This window comes from Mucilaginibacter sp. A5337 (genome assembly GCF_059690695.1).
Genome location: NZ_JCAWEC010000007.1, coordinates 98,629 through 122,519 on the forward strand (window position 1 = coordinate 98,629; position 23,891 = coordinate 122,519).

The window sequence follows — 23,891 nt, forward strand, 5'->3', positions numbered from 1 at the left end:
TTTGTTTTAACTGACTTATGTTTTGACTGACTTAGTGGTTAATAATATTCACTTTTAAACCTTTACCAATGCATCTATTTTCGACTTATCATTTTGATCTGTTAAAAAAAGAACTGACCGAAAAAGCCGGCATGGCTTATATTACCCCTGCCGACTGCCGGGCCTTGTCATTAATGTTATTTAATAAAACTCAAAAAAGCATTAGTGAAACCACGTTGAAACGGATCTTTGGATTTGCGTACAGCAAGTTTACCCCATCATTATTCACGATGAATGCACTTGCCGAGTTTTGCGGTTACACCGGATGGGATGCATTTTGCCAAAGCACACAAAAAACGATTGTCAAAAAAGAGGATCATGCCCATAAACCCGGCAAGGTAACAGCCAAAGCCGAGCGCATTACCAATTTCACTTTACAAACCCAGGTTAATCACTCTGGCATACCATTTCAATACACCACGCCGCGAAAGTTTATCGACGACCAATTGTCCATATTTATGCAGCAACCTTATACGGCTACCGTTTTTACAGCGCCAGCTGGTTATGGCAAAACAATCGGGTTATGCCATTGGGTTAAAGATTTGATAAAATCCAATATGCAAAAGGATGAAAAGGACCTGATATTGTTTTTTAACGGGAACACACTCAATTCATCTCTTCAAAATATTCACCTTAATCACTGGTTGATGGGCCTTATCGGACTGTCGCCCGATGATGACCTGGAAGATCTGGCCGAAATAGCTGAAGATTTTAACGGACGGTTTATATTGATTATTGACGGTTTCGACGAATTTCATTTCAGAAATAATACTTTCGAAACTGTATTTAATCAATTGGCCGATATTATAGCTATGTATCACAAATATGCATGGTTTAAGGTTATACTAACCATGCGTTCATCTACCTGGAGCAATTTCAGGGAAGATATTATAGCAAAACCCGACATATGGTTTACTGGTTTTATGATGGATACTAATCAAAAACTTAATGTGCCGCTGTTCACTTCTGAAGAAATCAAAAAACTTTGTGATAATATAAACCCCAATATTACCCATGATATAACTTTACCTATTATTGATAAACTAAGCCATCCATTATACTTTCAATACTATTACCAACGCTACACTGATAACTTTAGTTTAACTCATTTTAATGACCTTACCTATTATGATCTTGTAGGTGCAAACTATTATCATAATGTTTATAAAGGACATTATGCTATTGAAAAAGTACTACTGATTACAGGCATCATCAATCAAATGGATACCGACAACAGGGTGTATGAAGTTAGCAAGATCAGGGTATACGAGCTCATCAAAAAATACGGATCTGCCTACCAGGAAATGCTTAGCGCAGGCATTATTGAGGAGTTAAACCTGTCGCGCGAAAACAAGCTGAACTTCATTGTTAAAATGATTGATGAAGCTACCCTTGAGTACGCCCTAGCTATGATCCTCATGTACAATAATAACTATGTATTTGACGATAATCTCGTAAACTTAACCGATCTGGTATTTACCCGCGATAAAAAGCTCCCTATCATAAAATGGTTTATTTATAACGCTGTGCATAAGGATTATAAATTTGACCTCAAAGCCTTGCTTAACGTACAACTGCTTCCAAACGAAAAATCTGAGATCATAAGCTTCATTGGCGAATTGCTTAAAATTCAGCATGTAAATACACACATGACCGAACGGATGAAAGATTTGTTTAAACAGGTATGCAGCGAGGATTTCTTTAACTATTTTATCAGTCTTGAGTTTATTGATGTAGCTTATGAAGAAGTGCTCGAAACGTTTTTGAATTTCCGGCTGTCAACCCAACAACAAATATTGATAAAAACCTGCCTTTCTGCTATTGCCGTAATGCAGCTTGATTTAATAAAGATCGAAAAGCACCTTACCGATTTAAAGCAGTATAACTTAACAGCTTTACAGAATTTGCCTGTAAACCCGGTAAACTGTATCGAAACCATTCTGTTTTATCTGAAATATGGTATTATCAAAAAAGAGGCTTTAACCGAGATAACCAAATTTTACTTCAACCCGGTTCAAAGTACAGGGGTATCAAGGGGTTTTACCGAAGTGGTTTACCTGCTGGCCTTATACACCTCAACAATTTGTCAAAAGCACAACAAAGCGGCCAAGTTCATTAATGGATTAAATAAAGTGCACAAGGGTTCTATGGGATATTCATTTATCTTAAAAACAATTATGGCCGAGTCGTATCTGGCATCGGGCTATGAACATAAGGCAAGGGATATTTTTAATGAGATAAGTCATACATACAGCGAGCAGGATGGCGGCTTTACAACATTTATGAAAGTACTTTATGAGGGGTTAAAAATAAAACTGGCACTGCCGGTAAGCAATCATCTTGCTGTTGTTAACAATATTAAAAACCTTATTAAATTATGCGACGATTCAAAACAGATCATAGTGAAGGTTAATACGCTTGGTTTTATACTTAGTAATTATGCTATTTTAAAAGAAAACGTATATGTATTTAATGACCTGTACTTTGATTTTATAAAAAGCATCCGGAATAATGGCTGTCGTACAGAGCATTTTATGAACGATGAAATTAAATGGGCCGAGACTGTACCGGTAAATAATTCATCGAACAGGTTAAAAAGTTTTACTGTAAACCAGAATTAAGATAAGATCTGGCTCCGGTACTGACGCGGGCTTACTTTTTTGATCACTTTAAAAAAGCGGTTAAAGTTTGATACATTATTAAAACCGCATTCATAGGCTATATCTGTAATGCTGGCTTCTTTATTGCCCAGCAGCTTACAGGCATAGCCTATTCTTGTTTCATTTACAAACTGGGTAAATGATTTTTGGGTTCGGGCCTTAAAAAACCTGCAAAATGCAAAAGTGTTCATATTAGCTACATCAGCAATTGTATTGAGCGAGATATCCTCTCTGAAATTATCAAAGATATATTTAAACACCTGGTCCATACGCTTGCTGTCATGATATTGATAATAGTTGATATAATTAATACTGGCAAGCAGGCTATACTCGGTATCCGAACTCATAATATTGAGAATCTCGAGCAGGGTGATGATCTTTTGCAATCCATCCAGTTGCAGTATCCGGTACATTAGCTTTACCACCTGTTCGCGGCTTTTGCCGTTCAGCTCCACCCCTCTTTGGGCCTTAGTTAAAAAGGATTCGACTTTACGGATATTACCAAATGCAGAGAGGTGCATAAGCAATTTTGCCGGATTGAAATGAATGGATAGCGAGTGCGCATAGGGTTCAGGAGCATCTTCATTTGTTTGCTCCTGTGTATTGTGCCAAACATGCGGAATATTTGACCCAAGAAAGATAAGCTCCCCGCTTTCAAAATAATCAACCAGGTCGCCGATGATGCGTTTACCCGAACCTTTTACGATGTGCACTAACTGGCATTCTTCATGAAAATGAAACTCACTTGAAAAAAAAGGAAGCTTTACTTCGCGGGCAACAAACAGGTCATCTGACTGTACACCATCAGACAGAACAGCTAAAATTGGTTTCATTTTAACAGGATCTCATAAAAAAAACTAAACATAAGCAAAAATACTATTGAAAGTTGCCAATTAAAGTGAAAGTAAAAAATCAAACCGAGCTAATTTTACAGCATTATACCTTACCCCAAAAGATATAATAAACCGATTTATAAACACAGGAAACAAGATTTTCATCAAGGCTTTGCTATTGAGAACAGCCTGAAATTATTTGCAAAATATATTTACTTACATGTACATTAATAAAATTGAAGTTACCGACAAGCGTTTTAATTTAGGCAATGGCGCCGGCTCCGATGCCGTAAACGATTCAACGCAATACGCCTATGCCATTTGCGAACTGCATACTGATAGCGGCGTAAAAGGAATTGGTTTAGCCTTTACCCTCGGTGCCGGTAACGACCTGGTATGCAAAGCCATACAATACCTTTCTGAAACATTAAAAGGACGCGAAATTGAGGAACTCATGGCCGATTTCGGTTCGGTTTACCGGTCAATACTTGATTCGCCCACTTACCGCTGGCTGGGGCCGCACAAAGGCGTCATGCAGCTGGCACTGGCAGCTATAGTAAACGCATGCTTCGATCTTTGGGCCAAAAGCCGCCAGGTACCGCTTTGGAAGCTTCTGCTCGATTTGAGCCCGAAAGAATTAATAGCTACACTTGATCTCAATTACCTTGAAGATGTGTTAACCGCTGAAGAAGCCGAAAACATTTTAAGCGGGAATTTTTCGGGCCGCTTACTACGCAATGGCGTTTTGCAAACAGGCTATAAAGCATACGATACATCAGTAGGCTGGTTTAACTACTCCGATGAGAAGATCAAAGAGAACGTGGCACGTGCCATTGACCGCGGTTTTACAGCCATGAAGTTAAAAGTAGGCTCCAATGATCCGCAGCGCGATATCCGCAGGGCAAAGCTGGTTAGGGCCGAAGCAGGGGATAAAACAACCATTATGCTGGATGCTAACCAAAAATGGAACCTGCCGCAGGCGATCTCCATTTGTAAAGAACTGAGTAGCATAAACCCTTACTGGATAGAGGAACCCACCCACCCCGATGATGTGTTGGCCCATCAAACGCTGGCCAGGGAAATTGCTCCGCTTAAAATTGCAGCGGGTGAGCATATCCCCAATAAGATCATCTTTAAAAACTTTTTGCAGGCCAGGGCCATGGATTTTTGCCAGGTTGATTGCGTGCGTGTTGGTGGCGTATCCGAATTTTTGACGATAAGCCTGCTGGCAAAAAAATTCAATATCCCGGTGGTGCCGCATGTAGGTGATATGGGGCAGATCCATCAGCATTTGGTATTATTTAACCATGTGGCTATTGGGCACGAAAACTTATTTTTGGAACATATACCGCATTTGGCCAAATATTTTAAAAATCCGGCCAATATTAGCGGGGGCTATTATGCCGTACCTGCCGAAGCAGGCAACAGCAGCGACCTTGTAACCAGCTAAAACCCAAAATGGACCAATTATTAAACAAAGTAATATTTATTACCGGAGGTGCATCGGGCATTGGCCTGGCCTGCGCTGAGGCTTACATCCGTGAGGGGGCAACTGTTTTTATAATGGATGTAAATGAACGGGCCCTTTACAAAACACTTGACCGTTTTGGTGGCAGCCATGAAGGTATTCCCGGCGATGTATCAAAGGCAGCCGATGTAAAAGCAGCCTTTGACGCGATACGGAAACATTATGGCAAACTTGATGCTATTCATAACAATGCAGCTATTGCGCATCCCTCAAAACCTGTTGACGAAACCGAAGAGGATGAATGGGATGCTCTGATGAATGTTAATCTCAAAAGCCTGTTTTGGACAACCAAATACGGTATTGATTTACTTAAAGCATCAAAAGGCTGCATTTTAAATACCAGCAGTATGGCCGGCGATATCGGTCAAAGCCTGCATGCTGCCTATACCGCAACAAAGGGCGGCATCAATGCGCTTACCAAATCAATGGCACTTGATTATGCGCAATATGGCATCAGGGTAAATGCCGTTTCGCCTGCCGGTGTATGGACACCCTTACTTAAACAATGGGCGGCCGAACAGCCTGATCCCGGATCGATAGAGAAATACCTGAATGATATCCATGCCTTAGGTTACTGCCCCGAGGGTGATGTAGTGGCCGATGCCGCAGTTTTCCTGCTTTCGGACGCGGCCCGGTTTGTAACCGGCTGCATTATGCCCGTAAGCGGTGGCGCCGAACTGGGATACAGACGATAAAACAAGATATTAACCATGAACAAAACCAACGGTAATGCATCAAAGTATCTGGCGCCTCTGCTGATAGTAATGAGCCTGATGTTTTTCTGGAATTTGAGCCGCAACATCAATGACGTACTTATCCCACATCTTAAACGGGCCTGCCAGCTAACCGATCTGCAATCGTCACTGATCCAGTCGGCATTTTTTGGGGCTTATTTTTTGATGGCCTTACCTGCGGGGCGTTTCATTGAAAAAATGGGATACAGGGCTGGAATGCTCACGGGCCTTATCCTGGCAGCTATAGGGGCAGCCATATTTTATCCGGCTGCCACAACCAGGTTTTATCCGGTATTCCTGCTGGCATTGTTTACCATGGCATCGGGCTTTGCTATACTGGAGGTTACCGCTACCCCCTATATTTCAAAACTTGGCGATCCGGATCATGCTTCAAGCCGGTTAAGCCTGGCGGCAGCCGTTGGTTCCATGGGGGCTACCATAGGGCCATTCATCGGCTCCAAATTTTTGCTGCATGAAAAAGATATCCCGGAAAACCTCATCCAATCTTTTAATCCAGAGCAACTTAAGTCGTTTTTAAGCAGCGAAGCGCATCTGGTGATTCCTCCTTACCTAACGCTGGCGGGATTGTTTATAGCCTTATGTTTAGTACTTTACTTTTTAAAATTGCCGGTTATACACGAGGGTAATAATCGCCAAAAACTATCGGGAGTATTTAAATTCAGGCATACTATGCTTGGCGTATTAGCGGTTTTTGCCTATTTAGGTGCCGAAGTTGGCGTGGTAAGTTTCATTATCCGGTATACAAAATCATTAAATATTGCCGGCATTACCGAGCAAAAAGCGGCCTTATTTATCACGCTTTATATGGCACTGGTTTTAGCCGGGCGCCTGCTGGGAGCATTTTTGCTTAAGCAGGTAAAACCCAATAAAGTGCTTACCTTATGCAGTATAGGTGCGTTTACGCTGATATTAGTATCGGTACTTACGGGTGGCTATGTATCCATAATTTCACTGTCGATAGTGGGGCTGTTTACTTCAGTGATGTACCCCATTATTTTTACGCTCAGCATCAAAAACACAGGTGACTACACCAAAGTAGCCTCGTCATTACTCATTATGGGTGTTGTAGGCGGAGCTATTATCCCACCAATAATGGGCTTGATATCAGACCATTCAGGTATCAAAATAGCATTCATTGCGCCGCTCGCTTGCTATGTATACGTACTATTTTACGGGGTTAAAGGCTATGTGGTAAAAAACAAAACTTATTCGGACGGGCCCGAAGAACCACTGTTGACAGCAATAGGACATTAAACCCACCTGTTAAACTTACGAAGTTTTAAAAACTTCGTAAGTTTCTGAACCTTCACTCCACTGGATGCTGCCATGAACCATCAGCAGTGGAACTAACAAAACAACCAATACCATATTGCGCAACTTTTTGTCCTTTTCAATATTATTTTGTTGTGAAAACTACACTTAATACAACTAAATTGTTTCAGCAATGCGTTTTTTACTCAAAACCCAAAAACCAATGTCAAAATAGTATCGAAACAAATCAATTTAAGTGCAATTTATTGCCAATGCCCTCCATATTTTTATCTTAATTATAAACGCCAGCAATTAAGGTTTACATAATATTTTTTTAATCAGAAACCGCAATCCAAAAAAAGGACGAAGTTTTTGAAGTGGGATTGTTATAACCAATACTGAATGATTAAAACTTTACTTATTACGCTATTATTTGGGTTCACGGCCGGTATTGCCTCTGCACAAAATCATGAAAATGACGGTGCGGGCAATGCCCCAGCCGTATATACTGTTCAACATACAGCTAACGATAGCTGGAAAGGATTTGAACGGATCAATATCACCATAGGCCCTCACAAAGCTTATTATGTAAATCCTAAAAAGGCGCTTGAAGGTAATCCATGGGTGTGGCGGGCCTCCTTTCCTGATTGGCATACTGACATTGATAGTATCCTGCTAACCAAAGGCTTTCATGTAGCTTTCATAAATGTTGACGATCAATACGGCAGTCCCTATGCTTTGCAGGTTTGGGATTTTTTTTATCAATATTTAACCGGCAAGCAAGCTTTTGCAACTAAAGTTGCCCTTGAAGGCGTTAGTCGTGGCGGTTTATATGTATATGGTTGGGCCAAACGCAACCCTGATAAAATTAGCTGCATTTATAATGAAGCCCCCGTTTGCAATATTCAAAGCTGGCCAGGTGGCAAGTTAGGTGCTCCGGGCGATTCCAGCTTATGGAAACAGCTGCAACAGGCGTATCACATTACCGAACAACAAGCGCTTGATTATAAAGACAACCCTGTTGATAACCTTGATGGCCTTGCTGCTTTTAAGGTACCGGTTATCCATATCATAGGTATCAATGATAAAGTAGTGCCCAATGCCGAAAACACCAACATTCTTGCTCAACGCTATACCGCTTTAGGCGGGCCGATGATGATATACCCGGTAACTGCCGGTCCGCAGGAGTTGGACGGACACCACTTCCCTATTGAACATCCCGAACATTGGGCCAATATGATCATGGGCTACAGCTATCCTGTAAAAAAGACATTGCCGTATGCCGATTATTTTATTTCCCGTAAAGGCCTTACTAACAGCCTCAATATATTCAATGCGGGCAAAAAAGCTACTATAGCTTTTTTAGGCGGATCAATTACATATAACCCCGGCTGGCGCGAAAAGATAAGCCGCTACCTTACCGAACACTTTCCTTCAACCAGTTTTCACTTTATACAGGCCGGGATCCCCTCGTTAGGTAGTGTGCCGCATGCATTCCGTTTACAGCGGGACGTACTTGATTCGGGCAAAGTTGACTTGATGTTTGTTGAAGCCGCGGTAAACGATAACGTGAACGGGCTGGACAGCCTTACCGAAGTACGGGCCCTGGAAGGAATTGTAAGGCATGCAAAAAAAGCCAATCCTCAAATGGACATTGTCATGATGTCATTTGTTGATCCTGATAAAATCAGGGATTATAACAATGGTAAAACCCCGCTGCAAATCAAAAATCACGAATTGATCGCAGAGCATTACGGCTTACCATCCATCAACCTGGCTAAAGAAGTTACTGATAAGCTTAATAACCATGAGTTTTCATGGGAATATGATTTTAAAAACCTTCACCCGGCTATTTATGGGCAGGAACTTTACTTTGCCACAATAAAAAGCCTGCTTAATTCATGCTTTGACCAACAGCAGGCAACCGTGTCTAAAGCCAATCCATTGCCCAAACCGGTCAACGCGTTTAATCTGAACAATGGCCATTATTACAACATTCAAAATGCAAAAAATTTGAACGGCTGGGTCATTAACCCCGATTGGGCACCAAACAATAACCTGAGCACCCGCCAGGGTTTTGTACACAAACCGATGCTTATTGGCACAAAACCGGGCTCATCGTTAACGCTGCCATTTACCGGCACCGCTATTGGAATGGCCATTGTATCAGGCCCGGATGCGGGTATTATCAGCTACAGCATTGACGGCGGTGCTGAGAAAAAAATGGACCTGTACACAGAGTTCAGCTCATGGATCTACCTGCCCTGGTATGTAACCTTTAGTACCGACCTAAAAAAAGGCCCGCACACGCTGAGCCTGAAAATTGACACCGATAAGAATAAAAACAGCAAGGGGAACACGTGCCAGCTAATCTATTTTTTAACCAATTGATTTTTTTAAAGAACAGCGATATGCTGTAAACGCAGCTCAAAACTTTTAATTGTCAACTTAACATATTTAAAAAATGATGAAACCTTTTACTACTGGAAAAACCTTTTACCATTTGCGCATTTAAATGGCACCCAAACCAATAAACCCATCAACCAAATCTCAAAAATAAAGAACCATTATCAAACCAATTTTTATGAAAGAATTTTACCAACGGATCAAAACCCGGCGGGAGCTTAGACAGTCTCACAAGCCTGCACCGGGTTTTTATTGCTTTGTATTATTACTGCTGTGCTTTATTTGCCCGGCACAATTTACTCACGCACAAAGTAAGGTAACTATTACCGGCCTCGTGACCGACACACTGGGCGGTAAAATTGCAGGTGCCAACATTGTGGCTATCAACCGCAAAAACCTGGGCACTACTACCGATGTTAACGGCAAATTTGTGATCGATGCCGAGCCCGGTACTATCCTTAAAGTATCGTACGTAACTTTTATCGATCAAACCTTTACCGTTTCGGCAGGTAAACTGGTTGTAAACATCGTACTTAAAGAATCAAAACGCGGCCTTGATGAGGTTGTGGTATTAGCCTATGGCAAAAAAGAACGCAAGGAAGCTGTAGTAGGCTCGGTAACAACCGTTAAACCCGCCGACCTGAAAATACCCGCCAGTAACTTAACCAATGCGCTTGCCGGCCAGGTGGCAGGTATCATCGCCTTTCAACCAAGCGGCCAGCCGGGGCAGGATAATTCCAGCTTCTTTATTCGTGGTGTAACTACTTTCGGCTATAAAAAGGATCCGCTTATCCTGATCGATAACGTTGAGCTTTCCACATCCGATCTTGCCCGTTTGCAGGTTGATGACATCGCCAGCTTTTCGATACTGAAAGATGCGAGCGCTACTGCGCTTTACGGTGCGCGTGGTGCCAACGGCGTAATTTTGGTAAGCACAAAAGAAGGTAAAGTTGGCAAGGCTAAGATCAATGTGCGGGTGGAAAATTCCATTTCGCAATCGGCCAAAACACTGCAGCTTGCCGACCCGATCACTTACATGAAGCTGTTTAATGAAGCCACCATCACCCGCGACCCGTTAAGCCCGCTCCCCTTCTCTCAAAATAAAATATTAAATACCGAAGCAACACTTAGCAATGCGCCCGGCAGCAATAAATACGTTTACCCCGCTGTCGACTGGCTGGATATGCTTTTCAAAAAACGTACCGCTACCCAGCGCGCCGATATGAGCGTAAGCGGCGGCGGCGATGTAGCCCGCTATTATGTATCAGGCTCATACAATGTTGACCACGGGATCCTGCGCCAGGACATCGCCAACAATAACAACAACAACGTAAAGTTTGAAAATTACCAACTGCGTTCAAACGTTAATATCAACTTAAGTAAAAGCACCGAACTTATTGTAAGGCTTGCTGGTTCATTCAATGAGTATAACGGCCCTCTTACTGCTGATGCTTCCTTCTCTACCGATTTGTATAACGTTGCCGTGCATACCAGCCCGGTATTGTTCCCTGCATATTTCCCTGCCGACTCGGCTAACCGCGATGTTAAGCATATCTTGTTTGGTAACGCCGCACCTGCCAACGCAGGCTCTGCATCAAATGCCATCGCATACAATAACCCATATGCAGCCTTGTTGCGCGGCCATAAAAACTATTCAGAATCAAGGCTATCGGCCCAGTTGGAGTTAAACCAAAAACTGAATTTCATAACCGACGGGCTTAACTTTCATGGTTTATTCCATACCAACAGGTATTCCTACTTCCAGTCACAAATGGGGTATTCTCCATTTTATTATAATGTGAATACCTACGATAAGGCCACTAACCAGTACACGTTAACCTGGCTTAACCCGCAGCCAACCGGCAACAACGTAGCCACTGAGTACCTGAGCTATTACCGCGACCCGAGCACTGATAACCTGAATACGTATATCTATTTTCAGGGTGTATTGGATTACAATCACGCCTTTGGCGATCATAACCTGAGTGCATCGTTGATCGGTACACGCCAGCAAACAGTTTATTCTGCAGCGAAAGATCCGGTACTTGATCGGCCAACCCTTCAATACTCGCTGCCTTACCGTAACCTAACCCTCGCAGGCCGTGCCACATATTCATTTAAAAGCCGTTACTTCCTGGAATTTAACTTCGGCTACAACGGAACCGAGCGTTTTTCGGCCAATCACAGGTTTGGCTTCTTCCCTACTATCGGTGGTTCATGGATCGTATCTGACGAGAAATTCTGGGGATCGGGACTTTATGATGTTATCTCCCGCATGAAAGTAAGGGCCAGCTATGGTTTGGTAGGTAATGACGCCATTGGCTCACAACGTTTCTTCTTCCTGTCGGATGTTAACCTTAACGGCGGCAACCCTGCCACATTTGGTACTTATAATGGCTATACCCGCAACGGTGTTTACATCAACAACTATGAAAATCCTAACGTAACCTGGGAAACATCGCGCCAGCTAAACCTTGGTCTTGAGTTTACTATGTTTAAAAACCTGAATGTAGTAGCCGAGGTTTATAAATACCACCGTTACAACATTCTTCAAACACGTACTTCGCTGCCTACAACACTTGGTCTTGAGGCACTTGATCAATACGGCAATCCCAATGTTACAGCCAACATAGGTACTGCTGATACCAAAGGTATCGACCTTCAAATGGATTATAAGGCGACTATAAACAAAGATGTTTGGCTGCAGGGCCGTGGTAACTTCACCCTTGCCAGCAGTAAATATGGAAACTACGAAGAGCCGCAGTACAAGGAAGCCTACCGCTACCATAAAGGCCAGGAAATAAATCGTCAGTACGGATACATTGCTGAACGCTTATTTGTTGACGATAACGAAGCAAAGAACTCTCCTTCACAGATCTTTTCAACCAACGGCATTCCTCCGGGTGGCGGCGATATCAAATACCGCGACTTAAACGGCGACGGTAAAATCGATGGCGCAGATCAAACCTTTATCGGCTATCCAACGGTACCCGAAATTGTATACGGTTACGGTTTATCGGCAGGTATTAAAAATTTTGATATCTCCTGCTTTTTCCAGGGCCAGGCACGTGTGTCGTTCTTTATCGACCCTAACCGTACCAGTCCGTTCATTCAAAGTCCCGACCCATATATATACGGTAATACTCAGTTGATCAAGGCGTTTGCCGACAGTCATTGGAGCGAGGAAAACCAGGACCTTTATGCTACCTATCCAAGATTAGGTGTAACCGGTAACCAGATCGAAAACAACCGCCAAAACAGCACCTGGTGGATGCGCGACGGCAGTTTCCTGAGGCTTAAATCGATAGAGATTGGTTACTCATTGCCGCCATCTATTTTAAAGCGCTTAAACGTAAGCAAATGCCGCATTTACTTTAACGGCTTAAACCTGTATACCTGGAGCGCCTTTAAACTTTGGGACCCTGAGCTTGGCGGTAACGGCTTTGCCTACCCTATACAAAAGGTATTCAACTTAGGCATAAACGTTAACCTATAATTTTTTACAGATCAATACTTAGTATTATGAAACAATATTATAAACTTTTATTACTGGTTGGGTTCCTGGTTTCGGGCGCGTCATGTAAAAAATATCTTGATGTAACGCCTGATAACACCGGTACCCTTGAGTACGCGTTCAGGAACCGTAACGAGGCCGAAAACTACCTGTTTACCTGCTATGCAACCTTACAGCAATTTTATGACCCTACTTCAAACATAGGCTTTACAACATCATCAGAGATCATTTATCCAAACAACCTCACCAATCACCCACTTAATGAAAATGGGTTTAACCTGATCCGCGGCACGCAAAACAGCAGCAGCCCTGGTGTAAACTGGTGGGATGGTGAAAATGGCGGGCAGGCACTATTCCGTTCTATCCGCAGATGTAACATCATGCTCGAAAACATTGACAAGCCTGTTGATCTTTCGCCATCTGAAAAAGCAAGATGGATTGCCGAGGTAAAATTCCTTAAAGCATATTATCATTACTACCTGTGCCGTTTATATGGCCCTGTACCATTGGTAAAGACCAATATCGACATTACGGCCAGCACCGAAGAGGTAAGGGTAAAACGCTCGCCGGTTGATTCGGTATTTAACTATTGCGTACAGTTACTGGATGAGGCTATTCCAGACCTGCCGCCGGTTATCACCAACCAGGCAAAAGAGCTTGGCCGTATTACCCAGTTAACGGCGCTATCAATTAAAGCCGAAATGTTAGCCACCCAGGCCAGCCCCTTATTTAACGGCAACCCCGATTATGCCAGCATGAAAAACAAAGATGGCCAGGCGCTGTTTTCAAGCACTGTCGATCCGCAGAAATGGAAACGAGCGGCTGATGCCTGTAAGGCAGCCATTGATGCCTGCGAAGCCAACGGGCTTAAGCTTTATACCTTTGTTGCGCCGCCTACGGTTGGATCTCTTTCAGCTCAGTTACGTAACGAGCTAACTATTCAAAACGCGGTTACCGAAAAATGGGATGTAAACCCCGAGCTGATCTGGGCATTAAACCCAACTTTTCCATGCCAGGGTTACGCAACGCCAAGATTAACGCCAAAATCGGCAGTTAATATCTTCTCAAATCCATCAACGTTTGCCGTTCCAATTTCAACGCAGGAGCTTTTTTATACAGCCAACGGGGTACCGTTAACCGAGGATAAAAACTATGATTATACTAACCGTTTCGCACTTAAAACAGCGGGGGATGCCGATAAATATTATATAGCCCAGGGCTATACCACTGTTAATGAGCACTACGGCCGCGAAACCCGCTTTTACGCCAACATTGCATTCGATGGCAGTATCTGGTATGGTAACGGCATTTACAACCAGGACCAGGCCTATCATGTTGAGGCTCGAGGTTCAGGTTCACTGGCAGGTCCAAAAGACTTGAACACGCTTAACATCACTGGTTACTGGCCTAAAAAATTAGCTAACTATCTTTCCGTTTATGACGATGGTTTTCAGTCTATTGAATATCACCTACCGTTAATGCGACTGGCCGGTTTATACCTTTTATATGCCGAAACCCTGAACGAGGTAAACGGCCCAACCGCCGATGTATACAATTACATTGACAAAGTAAGGGCAAGGGCAGGTTTAAAAGGCGTATTGGAGTCATGGTCAACCTATTCAAAAACCCCTGGCAAGCCAACAACTAAAGAAGGTTTACGCGATATCATACACCGCGAGCGCCGCATTGAGCTTTGTTTTGAGGCGCAAAGCGGATGGGACCTTCGCCGCTGGAAAGAGATACAAAGTGTATTGAGCGTACCGCTGCAGGGCTGGAATATATACGAATCTGAAGCCGGTAACTATTACAGGCCACATACCGTGTTAACACCTGTTTTCGGGTTAAAAAACTATTTCTGGCCAATAAAGGACAACGACCTGATCGTTAACAACAATTTGGTGCAAACTACTTACTGGTAGGCGTCCCTTCAACTCAAAATGAATTAATTCAATATAAATAGGAATTATGAAACGCATTAAAAATTATTCGGTAACGGCACTGGCGCTTGCGGCGGTACTGTTTATGGCGTGCTTAAATTCATGCAAAAAGAACGACGGGTACGTTAAGGAGGTTTCGACCGATTTGAGCAAGCCCGCCTCGGTTACCAACGTAAAGGTTAAAAACTTTAACGGCGGTGCTTATATCACTTATGATTTGCCCAACTCAGATAACCTGCTATATGTGCAGGCCGAATACCGCATCAACGATAAAACCACCCGTCAAACCAAATCGAGCTATTACTCAGACACGGTTACGGTTGACGGTTTTGCCAAAAGCCAGGAGTACGAGGTGACACTTTATTCGGTAAGCCGGGCTAACGTAAAATCTGATCCGCTGATTGTTAAGGTACATCCTGATACTCCTTTTTATAAGCTGATAAAGCCGACATTAACCATCACATCTGATTTTGGCGGTGTAAATATCAAAGCCATGAACCCTGATCAAAAAGATATAGGCGTAATTTTACTGGCCTTCGATAAATCAACCCAGGCATTGGAGGTTGTGGATCAGCATTATACCAAAGTTGATACCATTAACTACTCCATAAGGGGCTATCCGGCGGTGCCACAAAAATTTGGTGTATATGTAACCGATAAGTTTGGCAATATCTCAGATACTACTATCGTTAATCTCACCCCGATATTTGAGACACTACTGGATAAGAGCAAGTTTTCAGTATACAAAACCCCTACCGACAGCCCTACCGCCTACGGCTGGGAAGTGCCATATCTTTGGGATAATAAAACCGATGGCTACTCAAACGGCTGGCACACTGCTCCGGGAGCGCCTGCGCCAATACAGGTTACCTTCAGCCTTGGCGTATCGGCACAATTAAGCCGCTTTGTTTTATGGGAAAGGCCGGATCAGTATGCTTATGCGCACGGTAATCCCAAAGATTTCAGCATCTGGGGATCGAACATTAATGCACCGCAGGATGTAAGACTGCCGGACTATGCTCCTGTAGGAACCATTGTTGGTGATTGGGTTAATATCGGCAATTATCATTATCCAAACCCGCCATCGGGCCTTACACCGGGCTTCACTAATGCGGCCGATGCTGCCTTTGTTGCGGCAGGGGTTAATTTTAATATCTCTCCGGGTTCAACACCGATTAAATATTTCCGCTTCATGGTGCATGACACCTGGTCGAACGGTGACTTTGCCCACATGATGGAGCTTTCAATTTATGGTAACCCACAATAGGTATTAACTCATTTAGATTAAACGAACATGAAAAATATTGTCAGAATAGCTGCTTTCTGTTTGCTTGGATACCTGTTGTATGGTTGCAGCAAGCAAGACACACAGTTTGAATCGTACTTAAACGGGCATGAAGTTAAATATCCGGGTACGGTGGCCAATGCACACTCGCGCCCCGGAAACTTACGTGCCGCCATCACCTGGAACCCCAGTACCGATCCCAGCATAACGCGCTACGTAATATACTGGAACAATAAGGCCGATTCGATAATTTTTAATTCTACCAACCACAATCCGTCAGATAGCCTAACAGTTGTCGTACCAAACTTAAACGAGTATATTTATTCGTTCACTGTTTTCTCGTACGATGCCAAGGGTAACCGTTCCATCCCGCTCGATATCAATAATGTCAGGGTTTACGGACCTATCTATCAATCGGGCTTGTCAAACAGAGGCTATAACGTTAGCAATCCATATGGTATCAGTGCCGATGGCAAGCTTACGCTTAATTTCCTCAAAGTTGATACCAGTACCCATAATGTGTTCACAAACATAAAATACACCAATAAAGCTGGTAAAGAAAGTTTTGGAAAACTTAGCGCCGATAGCATGTCGGTTACCCTGGCAGATTATAAGGCAGATACAAAGATCCAGTTTTTATCGGCCTTCAAGCCTGCTGTGAATGCTCTTGATACATTTTATGTAGCTAATTACGAGGATTTCCCCACCATTAATTCTGTTGCTGTTTGCGATAAAAAGCTTTTCAAAAAAGTGTATTTAACTAATGACGCCAAACCTTATGAAGGAGATACAGATATTGACAGACTTTGGGATGGCAGTGTTGGCCCGCAGGGTTTCCCTAACATTTTCCACAGTGATGGTAACGGCCCGCTGCCGGTAGTTATCACTTTTGATATGGGTGCTCTTTACAAAGGCTTGGTAGCCATTGAAGAAACAGGCCGTAACTGCTGCCACAACCCCGATGACTTTGAAGTATGGGGCATAGCTGATCTGACTAATGCAACCACCAACTTAAAAGCCAATGATGCCGGCTGGACTGCGGAAGCAATTTCCAAAGGCTGGAAACTGCTTAAAGAGATCAAAAGGACTGATGATGGCAGCGCCCCATTAAAGGTAAACTTTGATCCTAATCCGCCGCCGGTACGCTACATCCGTATCAGGATCAAACACAATTCAAACAACGAGGGTAACTACACCAATATGAGCGAGCTTACCTTCTGGAACAACGCATTGCTATAACAATACTCCTATGACCGGGCCACCTTGCGGCCTGGTCATAGCTTATAAAATTATAAAGACGAAGACCTCTATTAATAATATCCACATCAAAAATACCTTAATGAAAAAACCGGCAATTATTTTCCTTTACCTGTTTTCTATAATCAAAATCGGCTTTGCCCAACAGGCTATTCCCGTAAAAACCCCAAAAGCAGTTTTGGATGATTTCATGACCAAACGTTTCGGCATGTTTATCCACTTTGGGCCGGTGACCTTACGCGGCACCGAAATAGGCTGGAGCCGCAACAAAGAAGTAGCGCAGGATGACTATGATAACCTGTATAAGGAATTTAACCCGGTTTTATTTAATGCCGATGCCATTGTAAAAGCAGCCAAAGATGCCGGCATGAAATACCTGGTGATCACCGCCAAACATCACGATGGCTTTGCTTTATGGCCATCCGCATATACCGACTATAGCATCAGCAAAACACCCTATAAACGCGATATGGTGGTTGAACTTGCTGCAGCCTGCAAAAAGCAGGGTATACTGTTTTGTATCTATCATACCGTGCTCGACTGGCACGATCCCAATTACCCTATTCACAACCCTTACGACAGCACCAAAAACGTAAAGGGCAATATGGTAGCCTTTAAAACGCAAATGAAGGATGAGTTAAAAGAGCTCATCACCAAATACCACCCCTACCTGCTTTGGTTTGACGGTTACTGGGAAAAACCATGGACCAACGCCGATGGGCAGGAGATTTATAAATTTATCAAAAGCATTGATCGCAACGTTATCGTAAACAACCGTTTGGGTAAAGAGAGCGAAAAGCTGAATGACCAATCGGTAGGAGATTACCTTACCCCAGAGCAGCGCATTGGTCAGCTTAATATGAACGAGCCATGGGAAAGCTGCATCACCATTTGCCAGCAATGGGCCTGGAAACCTAACGACAAAATGAAAACCGCGCAGGAATGTATCCAAACATTGGTTAAAACCGCTGCCGGCAATGGCAACCTGCTATTTAATGTTGGCCCAATGCCCGACGGTCGCATCGAAGCACGCCAGGTTGAAACCCTGCAGCAAATGGGGGCCTGGTTAAAAAAATATGGCGAAAGTATCTATGGTACCAAAGGCGGTCCCTATCCTCCGAATGATAACTATGCTGTTACACGTAAGGGAAACAAGATCTATTTGCACGTATTTCAGAAAAAAGGTGATAAAATTGCATTGCCTAATATGCCGGGTGTTAACATAACCAACGCCTATGTGCTCGGCGGGACCAAAGTAAATTATAAACAGGATACAACAGGTTATAGCATTGATTTACCGCAAACTTTACCCGATGCAAACAGCAATGTGATTGTATTGGAACTGAACAAAAACGCCGAGGAGATACCTGTAATTGCAGCGGGTAAATAAAATAAAAACAGAAAACCTAATTAACATAAACATGCTAAAAAGAACGCCCCTGCTAATAACCGTAATAATAACAGGTATTACAACGTTTACTCACGCACAAACAAAACAATTAAAACTTTGGTACAAGCAACCTGCCCAACGCTGGGAAGAAACTGTTGCTCTCGGTAACGGCCGTTTAGGAATGATGCCCGATGGTGGTGTTACTGCCGAAAAAGTGGTATTGAATGATATAACGATGTGGTCGGGATCATCGCAGGATGCCAATAACTACGAGGCTTATAAAAAACTGCCCGAAATAAGAAGCTTGCTTGCAGCCGGCAGGAACGTAGAAGCACAGGCCATTATCGATAAATCGTTTGTATGCACGGGCAAAGGATCTGGCGGCGTACCTTTCGGCTGCTTCCAGATGCTGGGAGACCTGAATCTTAAGTATCAGTATAAAGGGATTGAAGATAAAGATGTAAAATATGAAAATTACGAACGCGAGCTTTCATTAAACAATGCCCTTGCCAAAACTACTTACCAAGTAAATGGCGTTACCTACAAGCGCGAATACTTTACCAGTTTTGATAATGATGTAGATATAATAAAACTAAGCGCTGATAAACCGGGAATGCTTAACCTGAGCATCAATATCAGTCGGCCGGAGCGTGGTGTTACCAGTACTGAGGGTAACGAACTTGATCTTACCGGCCAGCTGGACAATGGTACCGATGGAAAAGGTGTAGCTTACAAAGCGAGAGTAAAGGCAAAACTAACCGGCGGCTCATTAAGCACTACCCCAACCTCGCTGGTTATTAAAGATGCGACCGAGGTGATCATTTATGTATCGGCAGGTACAGATTTTAAGAATCCGCAGTATCTCACCAAAATGGACGGCGCACTGAAAGCTGCCATGAAAAAGCCTTATACATCAGAAAAACAGCAGCATATAGCCAACTTTCAAAAGTTATTTAACAGGGTGAACATTGACCTTGGTACCTCAGAAGCAGAAAAATTAACGACAGATCAAAGGCTTATCGCTTTCCGCAATAATCCTGACGCGGATAAAAGCCTGCCGGTTTTATTCTACCAATTTGGCCGCTACCTGAGCATCTGCAGCACGCGTGTAGGTTTGCTGCCGCCGAACCTGCAGGGTTTATGGGCTAACGAAGTGCATACTCCATGGAACGGCGATTACCACCTGGATATCAACATTGAAATGAACCAATGGCCGGTTGAGGTTTCCAACCTGTCGGAATTAAACCTGCCCCTTGCCGACCTGGTTAAAGGTATGGTGCCCCATGGTGAAAAAACAGCAAAAGCCTATTACAATGCTGATGGCTGGGTAGCCCACGTAATTACCAACCCATGGGGTTTCACCGAGCCGGGCGAAAGCGCTTCCTGGGGTATTTGTAAAGTTGGCTCTGGCTGGCTTTGCGACAACCTGTGGCAGCATTATGATTTTACAGGAGATAGAAACTACCTGAAACAAATTTATCCGATATTGAAAGGCGCTGCGCAGTTTTATAACAGTATGCTAATCAGTGATGCTAAAACAAGCTGGCTGGTTACCTCCCCTTCGTCATCGCCCGAAAACAGTTTTTATCTGCCCGATGGCACACACGCCAGTATCTGCGTAGGCCCAACTATTGATAACCAGATCATCCGCCAGTTGTTTAACAACGTGATAACCGCAAGCAAAGTGCTGGGTACAGATGCAGCGTTTAGCAAAACGCTGGCTGCCAAAGTAAAAAAGCTCCCCCCTCCGGGTGTTATAGCTAAGGATGGTCGCATCCAGGAATGGATGGAAGACTACAAAGAGACGGAGCCGCAACACCGCCATGTATCGCACTTGTACGGTTTATTCCCGGCATCTGAGATTACCCCAGAAGCTACTCCTGCACTTGCCGAAGCCGCTAAGAAAACGTTGGAAGTGCGTGGCGACGACGGGCCAAGCTGGTCTATCGCTTACAAAATACTATGGTGGGCGCGGCTGCATGATGGCAATCGTACCTACAAACTGTTTAAAGAGCTGATGAAGCCAACCATCAAAACAGACATTAATTATGGCGCTGGCGGCGGCGTATACCCTAACCTGTTATCAGCAGGCCCGCCGTTTCAGATTGACGGCAACTTTGGCGCAACAGCCGGCATCGCTGAAATGCTGATCCAGAGCCATGCAGGGTTTATCGACCTGATACCATCTATCCCCGATGCCTGGAAAGCACAGGGCGAAGTAAAAGGACTCAAAGCCCGCGGCAATTTTACCGTTGACATGAAATGGAAAGATGGTAAAGTAACCGCTTACAAAGTAACCTCACCTAACCCGCGTATGGTTAAAGTGAAAGTTAACGGCGAGGTTAAAAACATTATGGCCGCTAAAAGCTAAATCCTCTTAAAGAAGCGGGATCGTGCGATTCCCCTCTTGAGAGGGGTGCAGGGGTGTGTTTAACTAAGCGACAATAAAATATCGATGAAACACACCCCTACAGCCGCACATTCCACCACGCCCCCTCTCAAGAGGGGATTTTTTGAAGTTATAATAAAACATTATAAACAGGAGATCCCATGTTTAAAAAGTACCTGCTCCAACTAAACATTATAGCGGCCTGCTGGCCCGGCCTGTGTCTTGCACAATCACAACCATTAAAGATCTGGTTTAACCGGCCGGCCAATCAATGGGAAGAAACACTGCCGCTTGGTAATGGCAGATTGGGTATGATGCCGGATGGTGGTGTTAAAAAAGAAACTATCACGCTAAATGATATCACGCTATGGTCGGGTGCGCCGCAGGATGCCAACAATTACGAGGCTTATAAAAAGCTTCCGCAAATCCGGGCACTATTGCTGGCGGGCAAAAATGCTGATGCACAGGAGATCATTGATAAAGATTTTATTTGCAAAGGCCCAGGATCAGCAGGGGTTAATTATGGCTGTTATCAAACCATGGGCAACCTGAACATAGCATTTAATTATGCCGGAACTGATCCAAAAGATGTTAAATACACCAACTATCATCGTGAGCTATCGGTAAACACGGCCGTAGCTAAATGCAGCTATACGGTGAACGGCGTTACCTACAAGCGTGAATACTTCACCAGTTTTGGTGATGATATCAGCATCATTAAACTCACCGCAGATAAGCCCGGCATGCTAAACCTTAGCCTTACTATGGACAGGCCGGAGCATTTTGCCGTCACTGCCCAAAACAATCAGCTTGAAATGTACGGACAGTTGGATAACGGTATTAATGGCAAAGGAATGCGTTACCTGGCCAAAGTAAAAGCCAGTTTAAAAGGAGGCAGCCAAAGCATTACAGAAAATTCGCTGATAATTAAAAATGCCACCGAGGCCATCATTTATGTATCGGCAGGCACCGACTACAAACAGCCTAACTATACTCAAAAAGCAGCTAACATACTGGCTGCCGCCATGAAAAAGCCATATGACCAGGAAAAGCAGCAGCATATCGTTAATTATCAAAAACTGTTTAACCGGGTTACGGTAAATTTAGGTGGTAGCTACCAGGATACCATTCCTACCGATCTTCGGTTAGCCAACTTTCATAACAATCCTAAAGTCGATAATGCCTTGCCGGTTTTGTACTACCAGTTTGGCCGCTACCTGAGCATTTGCAGCACCCGGATTGGCCTGTTACCACCTAACTTGCAGGGCCTTTGGGCTAACCAGATAGTCACTCCGTGGACTGGTGATTACCATCTTGACATTAACGTACAAATGAACCATTGGCCGGTTGAAGTATCCAACCTGTCTGAATTAAACCTGCCCCTTGCCGAGCTTGTAAAAGGGATGGTAAAAAACGGCGAAAAAACAGCCAAAGCCTATTACAATGCCGATGGCTGGGTGGCTCACGTAATAACCAATATCTGGGGCTGGACAGAACCCGGCGAAGCCGCCTCATGGGGAATTTGCAAGGTCGGCTCAGGCTGGCTTTGTGATAATCTTTGGCAGCATTATGATTTTACCAACGATAAAAAATACCTGGCAGATATTTACCCGGTACTGAAAGGTTCGGCCCTGTTTTACAGCAGTATGCTCATTAATGATCCTAAAACGGGCTGGCTGGTAACCTCGCCATCCTCATCGCCCGAAAACGGCTTTTTAATGCCAGATGGCAGCGGCCGCCACACCAGTATTTGTATGGGACCAACCATCGATAATCAGATCATCCGTGAGTTGTTCAACAACGTGATCACTGCGGGCAAGGTGCTGGGCAGGGATCAGGCATTCTGTAAAACATTGCAGGAAAAGCTCAAAAAACTACCGCCTGCGGGTATCATAGCCAAAGATGGCCGCATCCAGGAATGGCTGGAAGATTATACCGAAATTGAACCGCACCACCGTTGTATCTCGCACCTTTACGGCTTGTACCCGGCATCGCTCATTACGCCCGAAGCTACCCCCGCTCTTGCCGAGGCCAGCAAAAAAACGCTGGAAGCCCGTGGTGATGACGGTCCGAGTTTTGCCATAGCCTACAAAATTGCCTGGTGGGCAAGACTGCATGACGGCGAACGGGCATACAAGCTATTTACCGACCTCATTCACCCTACCCTCGCCACCAATATGAATTATGGAGATGGCGGCGGTATTTACCCCAACATGCTTTCGGCCGGACCACCGTTCCAGATTGACGGTAATTTTGGAGCTACAGCCGCCTTGGCCGAAATGCTGATCCAAAGTCATGCAGGTTTTATTGAACTGCTGCCATCCGTACCCGCCAACTGGAAACAAACCGGCGAGGTTAAAGGCTTAAGGGCAAGAGGCAATTTTACTGTCGATTTTAAATGGAACGATGGTAAAATAACCAGTTACCGCATCACTTCGGCTCAGCCACGGAAGGTTAAAGTGAAGATAAACGGCGTGATAAAAGATGTGATGGCGCAAAAAGTGTATACAAAATACGCACGAGGGGAGTAGCTTTTAAACAGGAGGCACCTACGGAGCCAAAAACGTTCACTTAAATTTCTATAAACATGGTACTCCTCCGGAGTTCAACAAAAATTATGACCATAACTCCGTAGGAGTATCATGTT

The 23,891-nt window shown here is 43.9% G+C and carries 13 protein-coding genes; 12 read left to right on the forward strand and 1 reads right to left on the reverse strand.

What is annotated here, in order from left to right:
• Positions 1–68: 68 nt before the first annotated feature.
• The gene (locus AC59JO_RS23140) at positions 69–2,660 is read left to right on the forward strand and encodes an NACHT domain-containing protein (RefSeq protein ID WP_497308299.1); all 2,592 of its coding nucleotides are present in this window, start codon (positions 69–71) and stop codon (positions 2,658–2,660) included.
• Here the strand turns inward: AC59JO_RS23140 and AC59JO_RS23145 are convergent.
• Positions 2,657–3,532, reverse strand: coding sequence for an AraC family transcriptional regulator (locus AC59JO_RS23145; protein WP_497308301.1), 876 nt, complete (start codon positions 3,530–3,532; stop codon positions 2,657–2,659). The two genes, AC59JO_RS23140 and AC59JO_RS23145, sit on opposite strands and share 4 nt — an antisense overlap.
• A gap of 220 nt (positions 3,533–3,752) precedes the next feature.
• On the opposite strand from AC59JO_RS23145, the gene AC59JO_RS23150 reads away from it, so the two are divergent.
• The 11 genes from AC59JO_RS23150 to AC59JO_RS23200 all read left to right on the forward strand — a co-directional run bounded on the left by AC59JO_RS23150 (position 3,753) and on the right by AC59JO_RS23200 (position 23,775).
• Positions 3,753–4,982 (forward strand): enolase C-terminal domain-like protein, encoded by a 1,230-nt coding sequence (locus tag AC59JO_RS23150; protein ID WP_497308303.1) that lies wholly within the window; start codon positions 3,753–3,755, stop codon positions 4,980–4,982.
• An 8-nt stretch (positions 4,983–4,990) separates the two neighbouring features.
• On the forward strand, positions 4,991–5,755 hold the full coding sequence (locus tag AC59JO_RS23155; RefSeq protein ID WP_413667073.1) for an SDR family NAD(P)-dependent oxidoreductase: 765 nt from the start codon (positions 4,991–4,993) through the stop codon (positions 5,753–5,755).
• Positions 5,756–5,770: 15 nt separating this feature from the next.
• Complete coding sequence (gene fucP, locus AC59JO_RS23160; RefSeq protein ID WP_497308305.1) at positions 5,771–7,069, forward strand: L-fucose:H+ symporter permease; 1,299 nt, start codon at positions 5,771–5,773, stop codon at positions 7,067–7,069.
• Positions 7,070–7,468: 399 nt separating this feature from the next.
• On the forward strand, positions 7,469–9,457 hold the full coding sequence (locus AC59JO_RS23165) for an SGNH/GDSL hydrolase family protein (RefSeq protein WP_497308307.1): 1,989 nt from the start codon (positions 7,469–7,471) through the stop codon (positions 9,455–9,457).
• Between the two features lie 193 nt (positions 9,458–9,650).
• Positions 9,651–12,968: a SusC/RagA family TonB-linked outer membrane protein gene (locus AC59JO_RS23170; protein ID WP_497308309.1), complete on the forward strand. Its 3,318-nt coding sequence runs from the start codon at positions 9,651–9,653 to the stop codon at positions 12,966–12,968.
• A 26-nt stretch (positions 12,969–12,994) separates the two neighbouring features.
• Positions 12,995–14,905: a RagB/SusD family nutrient uptake outer membrane protein gene (locus AC59JO_RS23175; protein WP_497308311.1), complete on the forward strand. Its 1,911-nt coding sequence runs from the start codon at positions 12,995–12,997 to the stop codon at positions 14,903–14,905.
• A 46-nt stretch (positions 14,906–14,951) separates the two neighbouring features.
• Positions 14,952–16,190 (forward strand): DUF5000 domain-containing lipoprotein, encoded by a 1,239-nt coding sequence (locus tag AC59JO_RS23180; RefSeq protein ID WP_497308313.1) that lies wholly within the window; start codon positions 14,952–14,954, stop codon positions 16,188–16,190.
• Between the two features lie 27 nt (positions 16,191–16,217).
• Positions 16,218–17,447 carry a DUF4998 domain-containing protein gene (locus AC59JO_RS23185; protein WP_497308315.1) on the forward strand — a complete coding sequence of 410 codons (1,230 nt, stop codon included), beginning with the start codon at positions 16,218–16,220 and terminating at the stop codon, positions 17,445–17,447.
• Between the two features lie 100 nt (positions 17,448–17,547).
• Positions 17,548–18,855, forward strand: a complete 1,308-nt coding sequence (locus AC59JO_RS23190; RefSeq protein ID WP_497308317.1) for an alpha-L-fucosidase — start codon at positions 17,548–17,550, stop codon at positions 18,853–18,855.
• A gap of 31 nt (positions 18,856–18,886) precedes the next feature.
• Positions 18,887–21,226 carry a glycoside hydrolase family 95 protein gene (locus AC59JO_RS23195; protein WP_497308319.1) on the forward strand — a complete coding sequence of 780 codons (2,340 nt, stop codon included), beginning with the start codon at positions 18,887–18,889 and terminating at the stop codon, positions 21,224–21,226.
• A 179-nt stretch (positions 21,227–21,405) separates the two neighbouring features.
• Complete coding sequence (locus AC59JO_RS23200) at positions 21,406–23,775, forward strand: glycoside hydrolase family 95 protein (RefSeq protein WP_497308321.1); 2,370 nt, start codon at positions 21,406–21,408, stop codon at positions 23,773–23,775.
• Positions 23,776–23,891 lie beyond the last annotated feature (116 nt).